Annotated in this window: 18 protein-coding genes and 1 pseudogene; 10 read left to right on the top strand and 9 right to left on the bottom strand. The window is 64.5% G+C overall.

Annotation, left to right across the window (positions count from 1 at the left end; genetic code table 11):
* Positions 1-3: 3 nt before the first annotated feature.
* Together LPJ38_RS23650 and LPJ38_RS23645 are read left to right on the top strand one after the other, a co-directional pair.
* Positions 4-1,824 carry a PHA/PHB synthase family protein gene (locus LPJ38_RS23650; RefSeq protein ID WP_145631068.1) on the top strand — a complete coding sequence of 607 codons (1,821 nt, stop codon included), beginning with the start codon at positions 4-6 and terminating at the stop codon, positions 1,822-1,824.
* 67 nt (positions 1,825-1,891) lie between these two features.
* Positions 1,892-2,290 (top strand): MAPEG family protein, encoded by a 399-nt coding sequence (locus LPJ38_RS23645; protein ID WP_008558658.1) that lies wholly within the window; start codon positions 1,892-1,894, stop codon positions 2,288-2,290.
* A 130-nt stretch (positions 2,291-2,420) separates the two neighbouring features.
* Here LPJ38_RS23645 and argC read toward each other — a convergent pair whose 3' ends face one another.
* Positions 2,421-3,404, bottom strand: a complete 984-nt coding sequence (argC, locus tag LPJ38_RS23640) for an N-acetyl-gamma-glutamyl-phosphate reductase (RefSeq protein WP_145631082.1) — start codon at positions 3,402-3,404, stop codon at positions 2,421-2,423.
* Positions 3,401-4,066: an FMN-binding negative transcriptional regulator gene (locus tag LPJ38_RS23635; RefSeq protein ID WP_145631095.1), complete on the bottom strand. Its 666-nt coding sequence runs from the start codon at positions 4,064-4,066 to the stop codon at positions 3,401-3,403. Before LPJ38_RS23635 ends, argC begins: the two co-directional genes overlap by 4 nt.
* 407 nt (positions 4,067-4,473) lie before the next feature.
* On the opposite strand from LPJ38_RS23635, the gene LPJ38_RS23630 reads away from it, so the two are divergent.
* Positions 4,474-5,475 carry an MBL fold metallo-hydrolase gene (locus LPJ38_RS23630; protein WP_145631106.1) on the top strand — a complete coding sequence of 334 codons (1,002 nt, stop codon included), beginning with the start codon at positions 4,474-4,476 and terminating at the stop codon, positions 5,473-5,475.
* A gap of 39 nt (positions 5,476-5,514) precedes the next feature.
* Here the strand turns inward: LPJ38_RS23630 and LPJ38_RS23625 are convergent, their stop codons facing one another.
* On the bottom strand, positions 5,515-6,045 hold the full coding sequence (locus LPJ38_RS23625) for a DedA family protein (RefSeq protein ID WP_145631119.1): 531 nt from the start codon (positions 6,043-6,045) through the stop codon (positions 5,515-5,517).
* A 272-nt stretch (positions 6,046-6,317) separates the two neighbouring features.
* Here LPJ38_RS23625 and parE point away from each other — a divergent pair, with 272 nt between their 5' ends.
* The 4 genes from parE to LPJ38_RS23605 all read left to right on the top strand — a co-directional run bounded on the left by parE (position 6,318) and on the right by LPJ38_RS23605 (position 10,820).
* Complete coding sequence (parE, locus tag LPJ38_RS23620) at positions 6,318-8,366, top strand: DNA topoisomerase IV subunit B (protein ID WP_145631133.1); 2,049 nt, start codon at positions 6,318-6,320, stop codon at positions 8,364-8,366.
* Positions 8,367-8,837: 471 nt separating this feature from the next.
* Positions 8,838-9,620, top strand: coding sequence for an outer membrane protein (locus LPJ38_RS23615; protein WP_061848229.1), 783 nt, complete (start codon positions 8,838-8,840; stop codon positions 9,618-9,620).
* 222 nt (positions 9,621-9,842) lie between these two features.
* A complete protein-coding gene (locus LPJ38_RS23610) occupies positions 9,843-10,028 on the top strand; it encodes a hypothetical protein (protein WP_008558617.1) in 186 nt (61 codons plus the stop codon).
* A gap of 21 nt (positions 10,029-10,049) precedes the next feature.
* Entirely contained in the window at positions 10,050-10,820 is a 771-nt protein-coding gene (locus tag LPJ38_RS23605) for an SDR family NAD(P)-dependent oxidoreductase (protein ID WP_145631147.1), read from the top strand.
* A 109-nt stretch (positions 10,821-10,929) separates the two neighbouring features.
* Here the strand turns inward: LPJ38_RS23605 and LPJ38_RS23600 are convergent, their stop codons facing one another.
* The 4 genes from LPJ38_RS23600 to LPJ38_RS23585 all read right to left on the bottom strand — a co-directional run bounded on the left by LPJ38_RS23600 (position 10,930) and on the right by LPJ38_RS23585 (position 15,343).
* The gene (locus LPJ38_RS23600) at positions 10,930-11,703 is read right to left on the bottom strand and encodes an outer membrane protein (RefSeq protein WP_145631156.1); all 774 of its coding nucleotides are present in this window, start codon (positions 11,701-11,703) and stop codon (positions 10,930-10,932) included.
* A gap of 179 nt (positions 11,704-11,882) precedes the next feature.
* Complete coding sequence (locus LPJ38_RS23595; RefSeq protein WP_208750530.1) at positions 11,883-13,130, bottom strand: FAD-dependent oxidoreductase; 1,248 nt, start codon at positions 13,128-13,130, stop codon at positions 11,883-11,885.
* 164 nt (positions 13,131-13,294) lie between these two features.
* The gene (locus LPJ38_RS23590; RefSeq protein ID WP_158644753.1) at positions 13,295-13,741 is read right to left on the bottom strand and encodes a hypothetical protein; all 447 of its coding nucleotides are present in this window, start codon (positions 13,739-13,741) and stop codon (positions 13,295-13,297) included.
* An 87-nt stretch (positions 13,742-13,828) separates the two neighbouring features.
* Positions 13,829-15,343, bottom strand: a complete 1,515-nt coding sequence (locus LPJ38_RS23585; RefSeq protein ID WP_145631196.1) for a caspase family protein — start codon at positions 15,341-15,343, stop codon at positions 13,829-13,831.
* A gap of 197 nt (positions 15,344-15,540) precedes the next feature.
* Between LPJ38_RS23585 and LPJ38_RS23580 the strand changes: the two genes are divergently transcribed.
* The 3 genes from LPJ38_RS23580 (at position 15,541) to LPJ38_RS23570 (ending at position 19,544) form a co-directional block, all read left to right on the top strand.
* The gene (locus tag LPJ38_RS23580) at positions 15,541-16,515 is read left to right on the top strand and encodes a helix-turn-helix domain-containing protein (RefSeq protein WP_145632484.1); all 975 of its coding nucleotides are present in this window, start codon (positions 15,541-15,543) and stop codon (positions 16,513-16,515) included.
* 299 nt (positions 16,516-16,814) lie between these two features.
* Positions 16,815-18,311 (top strand): DEAD/DEAH box helicase, encoded by a 1,497-nt coding sequence (locus LPJ38_RS23575; protein WP_145631209.1) that lies wholly within the window; start codon positions 16,815-16,817, stop codon positions 18,309-18,311.
* 165 nt (positions 18,312-18,476) lie between these two features.
* Entirely contained in the window at positions 18,477-19,544 is a 1,068-nt protein-coding gene (locus tag LPJ38_RS23570) for a GGDEF domain-containing protein (RefSeq protein ID WP_145631222.1), read from the top strand.
* 78 nt (positions 19,545-19,622) lie between these two features.
* Here LPJ38_RS23570 and LPJ38_RS23565 read toward each other — a convergent pair.
* Positions 19,623-20,061, bottom strand: a pseudogene (locus LPJ38_RS23565) (TfoX/Sxy family protein).
* 138 nt (positions 20,062-20,199) lie between these two features.
* Positions 20,200-20,598: a HesB/IscA family protein gene (locus tag LPJ38_RS23560; RefSeq protein WP_145631246.1), complete on the bottom strand. Its 399-nt coding sequence runs from the start codon at positions 20,596-20,598 to the stop codon at positions 20,200-20,202.
* Between the last annotated feature and the right edge of the window lie 43 nt (positions 20,599-20,641).

Raw genomic sequence — 20,641 nt, 5'->3', positions numbered from 1 at the left:
CGCATGAGTACTGTCACAACCGACACGCCCAAATCCGGCAGCAAGTTCGAGACGAAGTTCGATGCCGAAGCCTTCGCGATGAATGTCGCGCGGGCGATGGAGAGCGGAGGCAAGGCGCTAGCCGCCTACCTCAAGCCGCGCGAGAGCGGCGAGGTGCAGGATCGCCCGCCGGCCGAGCTTGCCGAGGTCGTCAAGACCTTCACCTCGGTCGCCGAATACTGGCTGTCGGACACGTCCCGCTCCTCCGATCTGCAGACCAAGCTCGCCAAGGACTATCTCGACCTCTGGGGCTCGGCGGTGCGCCGCATGGCCGGCCAGGACGTGGAGCCCGCGATCGCGCCCTCGCCGCGCGACAAGCGCTTTGCCGATCCGGAATGGAAGTCGAACCAGTTCTTCGATTTCGTGATGCAGCTCTATTTGCTCACGACCAAATGGGCGCAGGAGCTGGTGCGCGACGCCGAAGGCCTCGATCCGCACACGCGCCGCAAGGCCGAGTTCTACGTGCAGCAGGTCACCAATGCGCTCTCGCCGTCGAACTTCGTGCTGACCAATCCAGAGGTGCTGCGCGAGACGATGGCGTCCAGCGGCGAGAACCTCGCGCGCGGCCTGACAATGCTGGCCGAGGACATCGCGGCCGGCAAAGGCATGCTGAAGATCCGCCAGTCCAATCCGGATAATCTCGTCGTCGGCGTCAACATGGCGACGACACCGGGCAAGGTGATCTATCAGAACGAGATGATGCAGCTGATCCAGTATTCGCCGACCACGGAGACGGTGCTGCGCACCCCGCTCCTGATCCTGCCGCCCTGGATCAACAAGTTCTACATTCTCGATCTCAAGCCGGAGAAATCCTACATCAAGTGGTGCGTCGACCAGGGCATCACCGTGTTCGTGATCTCATGGGTCAATCCCGACAAGCGGCTCGGCAACAAGAGCTGGGAAGACTACATGAAGCAGGGCCCGCTCACGGCGATGGACGTGATCGAGAAGATCACCGGCGAGATGAAGGTGCACACCGCTGGCTATTGCGTCGGCGGCACGATGCTCGCGACCACGCTGGCGTGGCTCGCCGAGAAGCGCCGCCAGCGCGTGGCGTCTGCGACGTTCTTCGCGGCGCAGGTCGACTTCACCCATGCCGGCGATCTCCTGGTGTTCGTCGACGAGGACCAGATCGCAGCGCTTGAGCAGGACATGAAGACGGCCGGCGTGCTCGAAGGCTCGAAGATGGCGATGGCCTTCAACATGCTGCGCTCCAACGATCTGATCTGGTCCTATGTCGTCAGCAACTATCTGAAGGGCCAGCAGCCGAGCGCCTTCGACCTGTTGCACTGGAATTCCGATGCGACGCGGATGACCCACGCGAACCATTCCTATTACCTGCGCAACTGCTATCTGGAGAACCGGCTGTCCACGGGCACGATGGTGCTGGACAACACGCTGCTCGATCTCTCCCAGGTGAAGGTGCCCGTCTACAATCTCGCCACCCGCGAGGACCACATCGCGCCGGCGGAATCGGTGCTGTACGGCTCGCAATTCTTCGGCGGTCCGGTGAAATACGTGCTGTCGGGTTCGGGCCACATCGCCGGCGTCGTCAATCCGCCGGCCTCCAACAAGTATCAGTACTGGACCAACGACAACATCAAGGACGCCAACGTCGCGCAGTGGATGAAGGGCGCCGTGGAGCACAAGGGCTCGTGGTGGCCGGACTGGCGCCAATGGCTGAGCGAGCTCGACCCTGAAGAGGTTCCCGCGCGCGCCGTCGGCAGCGACGCCTTTCCGCCGATCGAGGACGCGCCGGGCAGCTATGTCAGGGTTCGCGCATAGCGCACTCTCGTGCGCTCTTGTATAGACTCGCTCTCAACGCAGCTGCGACGACAGAGGGGACCGGACTATGACGCGCGAATTGTTCTGGCTGACACTGACGGTGATCCTGACCGGAATCCTCTGGATTCCCTACATCATCAACCGCTGCCAGGTTCGCGGCCTCACCGGCGCCATGGCCAACCCCTCGCGTGGCGACAAGCCGCAGGCGGAGTGGGCCAACCGCTTGATGTTCGCGCACGACAATGCGGTCGAGAATCTCGTGATCTTCGCGCCGCTGGTGCTGATCCTGAATGCGATCGACTATTCCACGAAATGGACCGTGCTCGCCTGCGCCGTCTATTTCTGGTCCCGCGTCGCGCACCTGATCGTCTACGCGATCGGCATCCCGGTGTTCCGCACCCTCGCCTTCACCGTCGGCTTCCTCGCCCAGGCCGTGCTGGCGCTGGCGATCTTCAGGGTGTTTTGATTTCGTGTCCCGGACGCGCAAAGCGCGAGCCGGGACCCAGAAAGCCGCATACGATGCAGCAGCCTTGGGCCCCGGCTCTGCAGCGCATCACTGAAGAAGTGCTGCGCTGCGTCCGGGGCACAAACCTGCCCTACTCCTCCGGCAGGCCCAGCATCAGCCGCATGTTCTGCACGGCCGCACCCGAGGCGCCCTTGCCGAGATTGTCGAGGCGCGCGACCAGCAGGGCCTGGTGATATTTGTCGCTGGCGAAGACGTAGAGCTCGAGCATGTTGGTCTCGTTCAGCGCCTCCGGCTCAAGCCGGCCGGCCTTGGCCGCCTCGTTCTGGAGCGACATCACCTTGACGTATTTCGAGCCGGCGTAGCGCTTTGCGAGCGCGGATTGGAGATCGGCTCCGCCGGGCTTGCCCGGCAGCGTGTCGAGCTGGAGCGGCACCGAGACCAGCATGCCCTGCCGGTAGTTGCCGACCGAGGGAATGAAGATCGGCCGCCGCGTCAGGTTCGAATAGAGCTGCATCTCCGGCAGATGCTTGTGCTCGAAGCCGAGGCCGTAGAGCTCGAAGGACGGCGCGCTGCCGTCTTCGAAGCTCGCGATCATCGACTTGCCGCCACCTGAATAGCCGCTCACCGCGTTGACGGTGACGGGATGGTCAGGCGGCAACAGGCCGGCATCGACGATCGGCCGCAGCAGCGCGATCGCGCCGGTCGGATAGCATCCGGGATTGGAGACCTTCTTCGCGGCCTTGATCTTGCCGGCCTGGTCGGCCGTCAGCTCGGGAAAGCCGTAGGCCCAGTCGGGTGCGACCCGGTAGGCGGTGGAGGCGTCCAGCACCTTCGGCCCCCCAGCGCCCATGCTGTCGACCAGCGCCACGGTTTCCTTGGCGGCATCGTCGGGCAGGCAGAGGATGACGAGATCCACCTCCTCCATCACCGCCTTCTTGGCCGCGGGATCCTTGCGCTTGTCATCGGCGATCGTCTTCACGACGACGTCGTTCTGCAGCTTCAGCCGCTCGTTGATGCCGAGCCCGGTCGTGCCGGAGCCGCCGTCGACGAAGACGGTCGCGGGCTTCTTGGCCGCGCTGGTGGTCGGGGCTTTGGTGGTGTCAGCGAGGCTCATGATGCGCTCCCTTCGAGCATGTTCGTGTCGTCTGCGAAAACCTGCGGCCTTGCCTGCCGCATCAATTGTGAGATCTGCTTGGCGTCGGCATCACCGCCGCCAAGCGCGTTCGCGATCGCTGCATAGTCCGCATCCGACTTGTGCTGGTTCAGCTTGAAGCTGCCTTCGATCTCCTCGACCGTCATCACAAGTCCCACGATCCCCTTCTTCATCGCTTCCAGCCGGCCTGCCGTCATCTTGGCCGATGTCCACGGCTTTTTCGGCAAGAGCCAGTTCTCGAACTTGTCGCTGAGCGTGTCGATCTGCACCGCCAGCTCATCGTCCGACAAGAGCCGCACCGGGCCGCTGAGATGCACGGACTGGTAGAGCCAGGTCGGAACTTGGTCCGGCGAGACGTACCAGTCGGGCGATACATAGGCATCGGGGCCATTGACCGCGAGCAGCCAGGACGCATCGCCGCCCGCCAGCTTTAGCAGCGGATTGTGACGGGCGACATGAAAGGCGGCCTGCGGCGTGCCGTCAGCGGCGTAGGTCAGGTAGAACGGCAGCGGGGACGCGACCGGCTTGTGGCCGTCGAAGGCACACATGGTGCCGAAGCCGCGCTCTTCGGCGAATTTCAGGCTCGCGGCGCGGTCCTGCTTGAAAAAGGGTGGCGTGTACATCGTGGTCTCCTGCTGGGCCTCCTCGGGGGCCGCCGGATCAGATCGCGCTGACAGGAGAGAGAATGCCGCGGATCGGATCCAGCGGCAAAGACGATGATCTCAAACGCGATCGACCGCCCAAACCGCTGAGATGCGGCGGCGGCGACGGGCGAACAGGATGGTCGCGGCGTTGATCATGGCGCGCGGCTATAAGGCGGGAGGGTTCCGGGGTCAAGTGCAAATCGGTCCGGCAGAACGGCAGGTTGCCGCACCGCGCGACGGCAGTGCCGCCTGCTTGACGGCAGAGTGCCGCACGGATGTCATCGGGCTGCCGCGGAATTTCCACTAATAATGGGGGTTTCAGAGAAAGACCGACGCGCCACAACCCGCCGGTCCAAGCCTGTCATAACCAGCCCCAGGACATCGCCATGACCGAGATTACCCGTCGCGCAACGCTAGCCGGTGCCGCCGCCTCGGCGCTCCTGCCTTTCGCCAAGACTTCGCCCGCGCACGCTGCCGCGCCCCTGGCCGACAAGCAGAATGCAAGCTTTTATCGCTACAATGTCGGTACCCATCAGGTCACGGTGGTCTGCGACGGCGTTGCCACCGTCAATTTGACCGACAATTACGCAGCGGGCGCCAGCAAGGACGACATCAACAAGGTCTTCGCCGAACACCACCTGCCGACCGACAAGGTCACCCATACGTTCAACCCCGTGGTCGTCAACACCGGACCGAAGCTCGTCGTCATCGACACAGGTCTCGGGCCAGATCAGTTCACGCAGAGCAAGGGCAAGGTCGGCCAGTTCCACAATAACCTTACGGCGGCCGGGATCGACCGCGCGGCGGTCGACACCGTCGTCATCTCCCACTTCCACGGCGACCACATCAACGGCCTGCTGGCTACCGAGAACAAGCCCGCCTTCCCCAACGCCGAGATCATGGTGCCGGCGGTGGAATGGAAGTTCTGGATGGACGACGGCGAGATGAGCAAGGGGATGGGCAACCCGATCCTCGAAAACAATTTCAAGAACATCCGCCGCGTGTTCGACGCGCTGGGCCGCAAGGTCACGCAATACGAATCCGGCAAGGAGGTCGCGCCCGGCATCACGTCGGTCGCGAGCCCCGGCCACACGCCCGGCCACAATTCCTTCATCGTCGCCTCCGGCAACGAGAAGGTGCTGGTGCAGGTCGACATCACCGCCGGTGCGGCTTTCCTGTTCGTCAAGCATCCCGAATGGAACATCGCCTCCGATGTCGACAAGCCGTTGGCACAGCAGACGCGGCGCAAGCTCTACGACATGGCCATTGCCGAGAAGATGCCGATCCAGGCCTTCCACGCCGCCTTCCCGGGTCTCGTTCGCGTTGAGAAGGAAAAGGACGGCTCGGGATATCGCTGGATTCCCTCGATCTGGAACGCCTCGCTTTAGACGCGTTTGCCGCGCTGACCGGGCGGCCCTGCCGCCCGGTCACACCAGGCGCCAGATCCATTCCATCAGCTTCGCGATCACGTCGCCGAACAGCAGCAGTGCGGCCGACCACACCAGCGCCGAGACGAAATTGGCGACCTGGAAGCTCCAATAGGGCATCTCGAAGATGCCGGCCGCAAGTGGCACCGAGGCGCGCAAGGGGCCGAAGAAGCGGCCGATGAAGATGCTGGGCACGCCCCACTTCCGCACGAATCCCTCGCCCTTCGGCAGCAGGTCCGGATAGCGCGAGAGCGGCCACATCTGGGCGACCCGTTCCTTGTAGCGGAAGCCGAACCAGTAGGAGACCCAATCGCCCAGCGCCGCGCCGAGGCCGCCGGCAATCCAGACCGGATAGAAGCTGATGCCGCTCGCCCCGATCAGCGCGCCGATGCCCACCAGCGCGCCCCAGGCCGGCACCAGCAGCGAGATGAAGGCCAGCGACTCCCCGAAGGCGAGCACGAACACGATCGGCGCCGCCCAAGCCTGGTGAACGCGCACGAATTCGGCCAGGGCGTGCGCGTACTGCTCCATTCCAGATTAGCCTTCCGCCCTGTCTCAAGGTGCTGCTCGATGAAAAGGACTGGTAAGCCAAGGGCTTGTGTGACATCAAGTCACAAAGCTCGGCCGCGTGTGGCTGGGACGTCAAATTGCCGGGAATTGGCGGGCCTGCGGCGTAAAATCGCCGGGATTGGCTCTCAACCACGCCGCTCGCCGGCGCCTGCGATAACCTTTCCAAGCCAGAAGTGGCATAGTCGCCCTGACCGATTCGCCGCTAAGGCGGCCCTTGAAACGTATCAAGATAAATGTCCAAGCAGTTGAAAACCAAAGCGAAAGACGACCTGTTCGGCGCCGACGAGCCGAAGTCCCGCGCGCCTGCCGCCAAGCCGGCCGCGCGTGGAAGCGGCGGGGAAGCCGACTACACGGCCGCCGACATCGAGGTGCTCGAAGGCCTGGAACCGGTGCGCCGCCGCCCCGGCATGTATATCGGCGGCACCGACGAGAAGGCGCTGCATCATCTCTTCGCCGAGGTCATCGACAACTCCATGGACGAGGCGCTGGCCGGGCACGCGACCTTCATCGGCGTCGAGCTCAGCGCGGACGGATTCCTCACCGTAACCGACAACGGCCGCGGCATCCCGATCGATCCGCATCCGAAATTCCCGAAGAAGTCGGCACTCGAAGTCATCATGTGCACGCTGCATTCGGGCGGCAAGTTCGACAGCAAGGTCTATGAGACCTCGGGCGGTCTGCACGGCGTCGGCATCTCCGTGGTGAACGCCCTCTCCTCGCGTCTCGAGGTCGAGGTCGCGCGCGGCCAGAAGCTGCATCGGATGATCTTCGAGCGCGGCCATCCCAAGGGCAAGCTCGAGGATCTCGGCAAGGTCAACAACCGCCGCGGCACGCGCGTGCGCTTCAAGCCCGACACCGACATCTTCGGCGCCAAGGCGGCGTTCAAGCCGCAGCGCTTGTTCAAGATGACGCGCTCGAAGGCGTATCTGTTCGGCGGCGTCGAGATCCGCTGGAATTGCGCACCCGAGCTGCTCAAGGGCGTCGAGGACGTGCCGGCGGAGGCGACGTTCCACTTTCCCGGCGGTCTCAAGGACTATCTCGCCGCAGCGATCCACGCCGACACCCTGGTGCACCCGGACATCTTCTCGGGCAAGTCGGGGCGCAACGGCGCGCACGGCGCCTGCGAATGGGCGGTGGCATGGACCGCGGATGCCGACGGCTTCCTGTCGTCTTACACCAACACCGTGCCGACACCCGACGGCGGCACGCATGAATCCGGCTTGCGCAGCGCGTTGCTGCGTGGCCTGAAGGATCACGCCGAGCGCGTCGGCCAGGGCAAGCGCGCAGCTTCCGTGACCTCCGAGGACGTGATGGTCGGCGCGGCCGTGATGCTCTCGGTGTTCGTGCGCGAGCCAGAATTTCAGGGCCAGACCAAGGATCGTCTCGCGACCGCAGAAGCCCAACGCATCGTCGAGCAGGCGATGAAGGATCCGTTCGACCATTGGCTGTCGGGCAATCCGAACATGGCCAACCGGCTGCTCGATTTCGTGATCGACCGCGCCGAGGAGCGGCTGCGCCGCCGCCAGGAAAAAGAGACCGCGCGGAAAACCGCGGGCAAGAAGTTGCGCCTGCCCGGCAAGCTCGCTGATTGCACCGATGCCGGCACGGAAGGCTCCGAACTCTTCATCGTCGAGGGCGACTCGGCCGGCGGCAGCGCCAAGCAGGCGCGCGACCGCAAGACCCAGGCCGTGCTGCCGCTGCGCGGCAAGATTCTCAACGTCGCCTCCGCCGGCAAGGACAAGCTGACTGCGAATGCCCAGCTCTCCGATCTCGTACAGGCGATCGGCTGCGGCACGCTTGCGCATTATCGCGAGGAGGATCTGCGCTATCAGCGCATCATCATCATGACCGACGCCGACGTCGACGGCGCCCACATCGCCTCGCTCCTGATCACCTTCTTCTACCGGCAGATGCCGCGGCTGATCGACGAGGGCCACCTCTTCCTCGCGGTGCCCCCGCTCTACAAGCTCACGCACGGCACCAAATCAGTCTACGCGCGCGACGACAAGCACAAGGAAGAGCTGATCAAGAGCGCGTTCAATGCCAACGCCAAGGTCGAGGTGAACCGCTTCAAAGGCCTCGGCGAGATGATGCCGGCACAGCTCAAGGAAACCACCATGGATCCGAGCAAGCGGACGCTGCTCAAGGTGGTGCTGCTTGCGGACGACCGCGATACGACGGCGGATTCGGTGGAGCGCCTGATGGGCACCAAGGCCGAGGCTCGGTTCGCCTTCATCTCGGACAAGGCCGAATTTGCCAGCGAGGAGCTGCTGGACGTCTGAGCTGCCAGACCTTTGATGCGTTGCGCGCAGCCGCGCGTCATCAAGAGCCTCGGCCTTACCGCCGGGGCTCCTTACATTTGCGGGCACGACGCGACCTGGCGGTGATCCTGCCAATGCTTCGGCCCGCACGTCATGATTCCCGCCGTACGCGGCGACTCGGCCAGCGACTCACGGAGGCCAGGGAGGGTCACGGCTGAGGCAGGCTTGCCTTCATTTCGGACAAAGCCGAATTTGCTAACGAGAGGTTACCAAAATTAGCGCTCGCGATATAGCAAATAACATATTGATATATCTTAATTATTTGAGATTTCCGCGGGCACCGACCCCAATCCCCGCATACCGGCGTTTTCCGGCGACTGTGCCTGCCCTGCAACAGCATTTCGGCGAGAACCGTCTATAGTCCGGGCATCAGATCAAACGAACTTCAGTGCGCTCGCGCTGCTACGACAGACCAAGGTTGGGGATTTTGACATGAAGAAGACTTTGCTCGCTCTGACCGCCGTTGCGGCGATGACCGGTTCGGCCTCGGCCGCTGACCTTGGCGCTCGCCCCTACGTGAAGGCCCCGGCCCCCGCGCCGGTCGCCAACTGGACCGGCTTCTACATCTTCGGCGGTGGCGGCGGCGGCCTCTCGAATGCCGACCAGAGCATCGTGGATACGGCCACCGGCACGCCGCTGACGATCACGCAGCGCCAGGGTGGCTCCGGCTGGTTCGGCACTGTCGGCGCCGGTTACGACTGGCAGTTCAGCGGCACCTGGGTTGCCGGTGTGTTCGGCGACGCTCAGTTCGGCAGCATCCGTTCCACCATCCAGGATCCGACCATCGACATCACGGGCAACCAGAAGCTTGAAACCTCGTGGGCTGCTGGTATCCGCCTCGGCTGGCTCGCCGCCCCGAACGTCCTCACCTACGTCAACGGCGGTTACTCCGGCGCCCACTTCGGCCGCACCAACTTCACCGACCTGGCTGGCGTCCCCGTTGGTCTGCATCTCAATGGTTATGATCGTCACGGCTGGTTCATCGGCGGCGGCGTCGAGAACAGCCTGAACTTCTTCGGCATCAGCTCGCCTGGCTGGTTCATGAAGACCGAGTACCGTTCGGCCTTCTACAATGCCAAGTCTGAGCCCATTCGCTTCGATATCGGCGACCTCCCGACCATCAACAGCGTCCGCGCCAACAGCTGGAACCAGACGATCTCGACCTCGCTGGTCTACCGCTTCAACTGGACCGGCCCGGTCGTCGCGAAGTACTGATCTGATCTCACGATCAAGCGTCAAAGCCCCGGCATCGCCGGGGCTTTTTCGTTTTGAGGAGAGCGGTAGCTCCCGACACGCGCTCCCTGTCCGCCGGCAGTCCAAGCCGATGCCGCCATTGTGCCTGAACCGCAGCTACGGTTACTGTGCTGCCGAGTTTTCGCGGGTCCGCGGCAGTCGTTGATGCCGCTCGCGACAGAAGCCGACCGATGGGAGGAATGCATGCGCAGATTTCTGCTTGTAGCAGGCCTGCTTGCGACTGCCGTCGGGCTGCTCTGGATCGGACAGGGCACGGGCACTGTGCCCTGGCCGCGATCGAGCTTCATGGTCAACCAGCTGCAATGGGCCGGCTATGGCGCAGCCATGGCCGGCTTCGGGCTGGTGCTGATCTGGCAAAGCAACCAATAGAAGAATCCAGGGAATAGAAGCATGACATCCAGCCGGTTCGATCTTCGCGGCAAAGTCGCGATCGTCACGGGAGGCAATGGCGGCATTGGGCTCGGCATGGCCCGCGGCCTTGCCGACGCGGGGGCCGACATCGCCGTGGTCGGACGCAACGAGAGCAAGTCCGCCGCCGCCATCGCCGATCTCGAGCAGCGCGGTGTGAAGGCCGTCGCCATCACCACCGACGTCACCGACAAGGCCGCCGTCGCAGCCATGATCGACCGCGTCGTGAGGGATCTCGGCCGCATCGACATCCTCATCAACAATGCCGGCATGAGCATCCGCAAGCCCCCGCACGAGCTCGAGCTCGACGAGTGGAACAAGGTGATCGACACCAACCTCACCAGCGCCTTCGTGTGCTCCAAGCTGGCCTATCCGGCGCTGAAGGCGTCGGGCAACGGCAAGGTGATCAATATCGGCTCGATGATGTCGATCTTCGGCGCGAGCTTCGCGACAGCCTATGCGGCGAGCAAGGGCGGCATCGTGCAGTACACGCGCGCCTGCGCCAACGCGTGGGCGCCCGACAACATCCAGGTCAACGCCATCCTGCCGGGCTGGATCGACACCGACCTCACCCGCGGCGCGCGGCAGCAGGTCTCAGGGCTGCACGAGCGCGTGCTGGCGCGTACGCCTGCGGGACGCTGGGGCGACATCGACGACTTCGCCGGCGTCGCCGTGTTCCTCGCCTCGCCCGCCTCGAACTTCGTCACGGGCACCGCGATCCCCGTCGATGGCGGCTTCTCGGTGATGGCCTGAGGCCGGATCTGCACCACGAGACTGCGCGCGAGAAAAAGCCCCGGTGGAAGCCGGGGCTTTGAATTTGGCAGTAATCGTTTTTTTTAGATGTTGGTCGTTCGTTGATCGCTCAGTAGCGACCGATAGTCGGCGCGTCGAACTTGTAGCTTGCGCGCACGACGGCCCACTGGATGTCGCGCGGCTTGGTATCGAAGGTGTAGTTGCCCGAGGTGCCGCCAAGCTGATAGGTCTGGCTGGCGAAGGCCGCGTAATTGTATTCGAGGCCGACGATCCAGTTGCGGGTGATGCCGTATTCCCAGCCGGCGCCGACGGTCCAGCCGTTGTGCCAATGGGTCTGACCGCCCGAACCCGTCGACGGGTTCGCGACGTTGTCGATCACCGAGAGACGATTGTTCACGCCGGCATAGCCACCCTTGAAGTAGAACAGGTTGTTCTGCACCGCGAAGCCCGCACGGCCGACGATGGTCGCGAGCACGTTGGCGCGCCAGCTGAACTGGTCGTCGAGGCCGGTGCCGAACACGGTGTTCGTGAAGGAGCCCTTGTTGTCGAGGCCGGAGATCGTGCCTTCCACGCCGAACACGTAGTTGTTGGCCTGCCAGTTATAGCCGATCTGGGCGCCGCCCATGACACCCGAATTGCGCTGACGGAAGCCCTCGCCCGGCGAAAGGTCGCCGAACGGCGCGCCGATGCCGTTGTTGATGAACTGCTCGTTGGTCCATGCGCCACCGATATGGCCGCCGACGTAGAAACCGGTCCAGTTGAACAGCGGCTCGACATAGGCAGGCGCCTTCGTGTAGCGCGCGCCGAGATCGGCGGCGGAAGCTGCGCCGGTCGAAACCAGAGCGGTCGTGCAGGCGAAGGCGGCAATCAATTTGTTACGCATGGTACACCCCGTGTCCTCAGATGGGCGCACGGTCACAGACGGCCCTTACTAAAATTGAAATCAACACGGTTAACGTGGCGGATCGGCACGCGGCGCTTTCTGAATCCGTTTGCGCTGTTGCACGCACGCAACGCAACGCGCGTGATTTTACGCGGCGTTATCCCCGTCGATGTCCTTGGCTACGAAGACGACGCCGCCTTTGAATGCACGTGCTCGGGCCGCACGCCGAGTGCGAGCAGGCGCGCCGGAATACCCTGGAGCCACGGCAGCGCGGTGATGAGGCGCACGATCAGCGGCACCTTCAACGGCCGGTCGCCGCCCTGCAAGGCGCCGCTGATGATGTTATTCTGCACGACGACCTGCATGCGCTGCGTCATCTTCACCGGAAACTCGCGCCGGCGCCTGACGGCGTCGAGCTCGTCCTCCGAGGGGCAGCCGCGCTGCAGCTTGTCCGCCAGCAGGTTTGCGGTCGCGACCGCGTCCTGCACGGCGAGATTGACGCCGACGCCGCCGATCGGCGACATCGCGTGCGCGGCGTCGCCAATGCACAGCAGGCCCGGCCGCGTCCAGCGCGTCAGCCGATTGATCGCGACGGTGAGCAGCTTGATGTCGTCAAAGCTCTTCACCTCCGCGATGCCGGATCGAAGGACCGGTGCCATGCGCACGACATCGTCGAGCAGCGCCGATAGTCCCCTCGCCTTCACCGCATCCTGCTGTCCCTTGGCGATGACATAGGCGCATTGCCAGTAATCGCCGCGGTCGAAGGTGATCATCATCTTGCCGGGCTCGACCCGCGCGAATACATTCTCGGTCTCGTCAGGCCTGCGGCCGGCCCGGAACCAGAGCACATCCATCGGCGCGCCGATCTCCTCGACCTTGAGCCCGGCGCGCTCGCGCACCGTGGAATGCCGACCGTCACAGGCAATGGTGAGATCAGCCTCGATGTCGATGATGCCGTCAGGCGTCTTCGCACGCACGCCGGCGATTGTCTCACCGCGGCGGATCAGATCGACCGCCTCGGTGCTCATCATCACCTCGAGCGAGGCAAAGCGCCGGCCGGCCTCGCGCAGATAATTCAGGAAGTCCCACTGCGGCATGAAGGCGATGAAGGGGTATTTGGTATGGAGCCGGCGGAGATCCGCGATACGCACCGGCGTGCCGCCGAACAGGCCGTCCATCTTCTGCAGGCGCTGATGCGGCAGCTTCAGGAAGCCGTCGATCAGGCCGAGCTCGTCCATCACCTCAAGCGTAGAGGGATGCACGGTGTCGCCGCGGAAGTCGCGAAAGAAGTCCGCATGCTTCTCCAGCACCACGACCTCGACGCCGGCGCGTCCCAGGAGATAGCCGAGCATCATGCCGGCCGGCCCACCGCCGACGATGCAGCAGCGGACTTTCATGGTCCGCGCAGGTTGTTGGTCGGATGGCATTGTAGACGCGATCCGCGCTGTGAGTATCGATCGATTGATGCCCGCCGATACTAGCGCGATTCAGGTCGAAGGCAGTCTCAATTCGCAGTGCCGGTTGGGATCAGCAAACCGGCGCCAAACGGAAGGCCCGCATCACACGGGCCTTCCGTGACAATCGCATTCGGCTATTTCTGATCCTCGTTGCTGGTTCCCGAGCCCGGACTGCCGATCGGCACCCCATTGGCAGCACGCCCGACGCCCATGTTTCGCTCGGCTTGCGCAGCTGAGGGCGACTTGCCGGCGGCGGTTGGCGCTTGAACGTTCGGATTGTTCGGCCCGGTATTGGTGTTCACGTTGGCGCCTGTCGTCGTGCCATGGACCCCCATGCCCGAGGGAGCCGACGGCCCGGAATTGACGCTGCTGGACGACGTGCCCATTCCGGCCCCCGATGAGGCCGCAGATCCCCCGCTGGCGCCGCCGGTCCCCGTTCCTGCACCCGCCGCAGCACCTGCACCCGCACCGCTACCACTACCGCCTCCGGCGCCGCCGCCACCACCGCCGCCCCCTTGGGCGAAGGCAGCCGTCGAAAGAGCCGCACAAGCGATCGTCACGAGGATGGATTTGCGAAGCATGGATCGTCTCCCTGGTTTGGTGGACAATCCAAGTCAGGAGGAGTTGTTCCTTTGCCACTCCTCACGCTGCAGACGGCGACGACCCCCTCAATTATTGCTCCGGTTCGCGCTGCGGAAGCTCTTGATCTCGGAGACGCTGCCGTCGCGATAGGTCAGCTCTACCGAGACGGTCTGCGTGCTCGACGCGAGCTTCATGTAGAGCGGCATGCCGGCGCTGACTGCGCTGGGGTCGCGCATGTCGCAGGGCGGCATCTTCAGCACCTGGTTGGGAACGGCGCTGTCGATGCCGATGCGCACTTCGCGGATGGCGCAGCGGTAGGACACGAGATGGGTGTAATAGACCAACAGGCCGTTGAATTCGCGGAACGACAGCCAGCTCGTCGAGGTCATGTCGAGGATCTTGCGCTGGTCGCGGATCAGCGCGGCCTCGGGATCGAACCTGATCGGGAACGGCCCCTGCAAATCACCGGACTGGTCGACATAGCGGACCTCGATGGTGCCGGCTGACGCGTCCGGCGGCAATTCGATCGACGGGTTCGGCATCCGCTTGCGCGTGCGCGGATCGAGCGTGTCGATGAAACCGGTTTCGCGGAAATCGCCCTTGCCGGCCATGCGCCAGGAAATGCCTAGCGTCGGATCGGCGAAGGAGAACACCACGCTCCAGCCGCCATTGTGCCGCGAGAAGCTGGCGATCGGCGCGTTGGTCGCTTCCTCCTTCGGCAGCTGCGGCACCGACACCGGCGGCAGCGCCGCAAGCTTCGTGGGCGGCGGATCGTCGGAACGCGCGACGGCATCCTTGACAAGGCCGCTGAGGAACACGTCGTCGACCATCTGGTCGAAATAGACCGGCACCTGCCTGTGCCTCACGGTGTCGGCGAGCTCGCTGACGGCACGGCGGGTGCGCTGTGCCACCTGCACGAGGTTCTCGCCGGGCTTGAGCAGCTCCTTGGCGAAGGTGCGCGTGAACACCGAATTGGGATTGGCATCGTCGTTGGACAGGCGATCGAGCGCGGTCTGCCGGGGCCCCGCGGAGAACACCGAGAACACGCCTTCCGGCAGTTGCGTCATCGGCGCAAGCCCGCCAGCGCCGGCAACCGCACGGGTGCCCTTGCGCTCGAACGGATTGTTGCGGCAGGCGTCGAACACCAGGATCGAGGTCCGCGCCTTCTTGTTCTGGAGCCGCTCGACGATGCGGTCAGCCAGGATCGAGGCATCGCGCACCAGCTCTTCCTGTCCTTCGGTCGCCGCCGGTACGTCGGTCGGCAGCAGATAGTTCTGGCCCGCGATCTCGAAGCCGTGACCGGCATAGAAGAAAAACGCGGTGTCGCCGGGCTCGATCGCCTTGTCGAAAGCGAGCAGCGTCTCGGAGAATTGCTGCCGGCTCTGGTTCTCGGCGACCATCACCGAGAAGCCGAGCTGCTTCAGCGTATCGCCCATGGTGCGGGCGTCGTTGACCGCCTTGAGCAGCTTCGGCACGTTCCTGTAGTCGTTGTTGCCGACGACGAGTGCGACGCGCTTTGCGGCTTGTGCGGGCAGCGCTATTCCGCTCAGGCCCGCCGCAAGGCCAAGGGCGGCCAGAATTCTGAAAAGCCGACGCGTCATCGTCATGTTTCCCGTTGTGGAGCGGCCCATGCTGGTTCCCTTCGAACGGTCGTTCATGGAACCCCCTGCCGCTGTGTGATAGTCGGGCCAAGCGTAACGACGGTTCAAGGGCCCCGTGCCGCCGATTCCATCATTGGCCTATGGCAGATTCGGGCGGAATCTGCTTTTTCTTGGGCATTCCGTTGAAAGGGGCTGCCGTGTATCGCTGGTGCACCGACGAGGTCGAGCCGCACGACCGCTTCGACTATTGGCGCGAGGTGCGCGCCAAGGGCCTGTTCGGCGTCACCGCCGAGCTCGAGCGCGAACGCCGCGCCGATTTCTACGGCGAGTTCTCGCTGCGCCAGCTTGGCGGAGCCGGCCTCGTCGAGCTGAAGGCCTCGGCCTACACGGTCGAGCGCAGCGCATCCGACATCGCCTACGCGCCGGGCGATGCCATCTGCGTCTACCAGCAGCTCGGCAGCGGCGGCTGGTTCGGCGGGATGCGCGCAAGCGATTTTTCGATCGCCAATGGCAGCTTCGCCACCAGCCATACGGACCTGCCCTATCGCACCGTGCCGCTCGGCGCCGGCGGCTTCCACCTGCGGATCCTGAAGATTCCGGTGAGCAGCATCCCGGGGCAGGACAAGCGCATGCGCGAGCTCGCCCCGCGGACCTTCGACGATCCCGGCCTGGCGCCGCTGCTCGGCGCCTGCTTTGCCGATCTCGGCGAGGCTGCCGGGAGCGATGAAGGCGCCGCCGGGAACGCTTCGCAGGCCTCCCTTGTCGAGGCTCTGGCTCATCTGGCGCTGATCGAACGCGGTGTCCTGCGGCCCGGCAGCCGGCGCGGACAGGCCGCACTGCGGACTGCCCGCCTCTCGCAGGCCCGGCGCCTGATCGCGCGTCATCTGCAAGACCCCAATCTCGCACCGAACATGGTCGCCGATCTGCTCGGCGTGTCGGTGCGCCATCTGCACGTGCTGTTCGAGACCGCGGAGAAGAGCTTCTCGCAGAGCGTGACAGACGAGCGCCTGAAACAGAGCCGCCGCCTGATGCGCGAGGCGCCGGACCGGCTGATCGCGGACATCGCGACCTCCTGCGGCTTCGAGAGCCTGGCGACCTACTACCGGGTCTTCAACGCCGCCTATGGCATGGCCCCCGGCGATTTCCGGGCCCAGGCCCCGGAGGGGCATTAGTCCCGCTTGGCCGGCCTCCGGTCGAACCCGGAGGTGAGGCGAAAACCCCAGCCGCGCCCGTGATTTGGGCAAAAACCTCAGGTTTTTTAGGGTCTTCCCGCGCCCGCTCCATTGACTTTGGCCGATTCCCGCCTATGTTCCGGGGCGACGCGGCTCAGATCGAAGAGCGATTCTTGAGCCTTGCGCTTTGTTCGCGTGAGTCAGCACCCCCAGCTTCCTAGAGAGCGCGCCGTTTCGGGGTGGAACGCGACAGCCTTAATTACCCTCGATTCCGAACGGCGGTTTCGACCAGAGGCTCAATGTCCTTTTCAGATCTCGGACTGTCCGAAAAAGTCCTCGCCGCAGTGGCGGCCACCGGTTACACCACCCCCACCCCCATCCAGGAACAGGCGATCCCCCACGTCCTCGCACGCAAGGACGTGCTCGGCATCGCCCAGACTGGCACCGGCAAGACCGCGGCCTTCGTGCTGCCGATGCTCACCATCCTCGAAAAGGGCAGAGCCCGCGCGCGCATGCCGCGCACGCTGATCCTCGAGCCGACCCGCGAGCTCGCGGCCCAGGTCAAGGAAAACTTCGACCGCTACGGCGCCGGCCAGAAACTCAACGTCGCTCTCCTGATCGGCGGCGTCTCCTTCGGCGACCAGGACGCCAAGCTGATGCGCGGCGTCGACGTGCTGATCGCAACGCCGGGCCGCTTGCTCGACCACACCGAGCGCGGCGGCCTCCTGCTCACCGGCGTCGAGTTGCTCGTCATCGACGAAGCCGACCGCATGCTGGACATGGGCTTCATCCCCGACATCGAGCGCATCTGCAAGCTCGTTCCGTTCACGCGGCAGACCCTGTTCTTCACCGCGACCATGCCGCCGGAGATCCGGCGCATTACCGAGACCTTCCTGCACAATCCGCAGAAGGTCGAAGTCTCCCGCCCCGCCACCACCGCCGTGACCGTCACGCAGGCCCAGGTGCCCGCCGGACGCGAGGCGCATGAGAAGCGCGAGCTGCTTCGCCGGCTGCTGCGTGAGGCCAAGGACCTCAAGAACGCGATCATCTTCTGCAATCGCAAGCGCGAAGTCGCCATTGTTCACAAGTCGCTCCAGAAGCACGGCTTCAGCGTCGGTGCACTGCATGGCGACATGGACCAGCCGGCCCGCATGGCGGCGCTGGATCAGTTCCGCAAGGGCGAGCTGCCGTTGCTGGTCGCCTCCGACGTCGCGGCGCGCGGCCTCGACATTCCCGAGGTCAGCCACGTCTTCAATTTCGACGTCCCCCATCACGCCGACGACTACGTGCACCGCATCGGCCGTACCGGCCGCGCCGGCCGCACCGGCACCGCGATCTCGATCGTGACGCCGCTCGACCAGAAGTCGATGGCGGCGATCGAGAAGCTGATCGGACAAAGCATTCCGCGCGCCGAGGGCGATTACGAGATCAACGCCGAGACTGCCGACGGGGACGAGCGTCCCCGCGAGCAGCGCGGCCGTGAGCGTTCGCGCGGCGGACGCGGCAAAACGCAGCGCGGCGAGCGACGCGGTCACGACCGCGAGCGGAGCCACGAGCCGCGCGAAGCAAGGCATTCGCCAGAGGCGAGGCAACTCGCTGAGCCGAGACAAGCTCAGGAATCGAAGCGCCCGTCCGAGCCGCGTCGCGGCGCCCGCCAGCAGGCCAATGCCTCGCATGTGCCGTCGATCGGCCGCCCCGAGCCGCGCCGGCAACGTGAGGCCGATGCCGAGCCGGGCGATCATTCGCACCTGCCCGCATTCCTGCTGCGGCCGGTCCGCTCCCCCGCCGGGGCTTGATGCGCGAGGCGCGCCGGGTTTCGGTTGAGCAAACCCGCAGCGCAACTTTTTAGAAGTAATCGAAAACGTATATTTACGGGGTCTTCACGATCGTCCGTTAGCCTACGAACATAATTTAAGCATTGCTGCGGTCGAGGGCGCGCCGACCGCTGTGGGGTATGTTCCGTGGTCAAGGTTCTCGACGAGCACGAACGCACGATGGCGTTCGCCGAGGTAGCGCTCGGACAAATCCGATCGCTTCGGCAAACGGCAATTCCCCGCAATTACGAGATCTGGTACGTCTACGCGACGGGCTACAATGCCCCGCTCAACAAGATCATCAACGAGACGCTGGCGCGCAACGGCAGGCTGACCGAGGCCGATCTCGAGCAGATCTACGAGACCTATCTCTCCCATATCAAGACCACCGACCGCATCGACAAGGTCGGCGCGCGCGTCATCGGCGAGATCGACGACGTGATGAAGGTTCTCGGCGATGCGCTCGGGATCAGCGGCTCCTACGACGCCAGCCTGTCGGGCGCGACCGCGAAGCTGTCGTCGGCCAAGAGCCGCGACCAGGTCAAGGCGATCGTGGAAACGCTGTTGCGTTCGACCAGCGAGATGCGCGAGGCCAACAAGGCCTTGGAAGACCGCCTCACGCTGTCCAAGAACGAGATCAGCAATCTGCAGCAGAGCCTGGAGGCGATCCGCGCCGAGAGCCTGACCGATCCCCTCACCGGCCTCGGCAACCGCAAATATTTCGACCGCATGATCGGCATGGCCGTGCAGAACGCGCTCGCCTCCGGCGAGCCGCTGTCGCTGCTGCTGTTCGACATCGATCATTTCAAGTCGTTCAACGATTCCTACGGCCACCTCACCGGCGACCAGGTGCTGCGGCTCGTCGGCCTCTCCCTGAAGCAGACCATCAAGGGCCAGGACATCACCGCGCGCTATGGCGGCGAGGAGTTCGCCGTCGTGCTGCCCAACACCGCGCTGCGCCAGGCGCTCACGGTCGCCGATCACATCCGCCGCGCCGTGATGGCGAAGGAGTTGAAGAAGAAATCCACCGGCGAAATCCTCGGCCGGGTCACCATCTCTGTCGGCGTCTCCATGCTCAAGCCGGGCGACGACCCCGACGCGCTGATCGAGCGTGCAGACGCCTGCCTCTACGCCGCCAAGCGCAACGGCCGCAACCGTGTGATCTGCGAAGTCGATCCGGAATTCGCGGTCGAGACACATAATCGGGTGGCGTAAGGTTTTCACGAACTGCTGTAGGGTGGGCAAAGGCGCGCAGCGCCGTGCCCACCAGCACTCTCTGCGACTGAACTATGCCTATTGGTGGGCACGCTTCGCTTTGCCCACCCTACCGCACCCGTCTCTTGGTTACTTTCTTGGTCACGACCTTTTTCGCCAACGTCTTCTTCACCGGCTTCTTCGCCTTCGGCCCCTTCTTCACCTTGGCGCGCTGCGCGGCGGCGAGCGCGGCTCTGGCCCATCGTGCCAACTCCTCGGAATCGTCGAACAGTCGCGCGGGCAGTTGCCAGTAGGAGTTCACCGTGACGGTTTTGGCGCGGGTCGAGTACTGGAACGGCTTGGAGCCTTCCGCTTCAAAATCCGGAATGGTCGCCTCGTCGGCGCGGAAGAACAGGCCGGCGCGCAAGGACAGCGCGAAATTGACGCCGTCGGCGGAGATGCCGTAGCCGGAGAACATCTTACGGATGGTAACGGGGCCAAAATCGGCGAACAGGTCGATCAGGAATTCGCGGTCCATGAAGAGCGTCCCTGGCGAGAAGGCCAGCTTTCATAGCACCGGCGTCATTGCGAGCGAAGCGAAGCAATCCAGGCTGCCTCGGCAGAGGCGGTCGGGATTGCTTCGTCGCAAGGGCTCCTCGCGATGACGGAGAGAGAACTACACCTCGTCCTTCGCCGGCCGCAGCTCGACCGACTCGCCGCAGCCGCAGGCGGAGATCTGGTTGGGGTTGTTGAAGACGAACTGGGCCTGCATCTTGTCGGCCTTGTAGTCCATCTCGGTGCCGAGCAGGAACAGCACGGCCTTGGGATCGACCAGGATCTTGACGCCCTTGTCCTCGACGACCTCGTCGGTCGGGCGGACATCATGGGCGTATTCGACCGTGTAGGACTGGCCGGCGCAGCCGCCGTTCTTCACACCGACGCGCAGGCCCACGATCTCGGAATCGGCGCGCTGGGTCAGCTCGGTGATGCGCTGAGCAGCAGCATCCGTCAGCCGCATCACCTGCGGGCGGGGCCGCCGCGGCTTCGGGGTGGATGCTGGTGTCGCCTGGGTCATCTTATCTATCTGGTCCGTTGCGAGGCGAATTCAATGCCGGGGA

Source organism: Bradyrhizobium daqingense (genome assembly GCF_021044685.1).
Lineage (GTDB): Bacteria > Pseudomonadota > Alphaproteobacteria > Rhizobiales > Xanthobacteraceae > Bradyrhizobium > Bradyrhizobium daqingense.
Note: the sequence above shows the minus strand (reverse complement) of the source record. Positions and strands in the feature narration are given on the sequence as shown.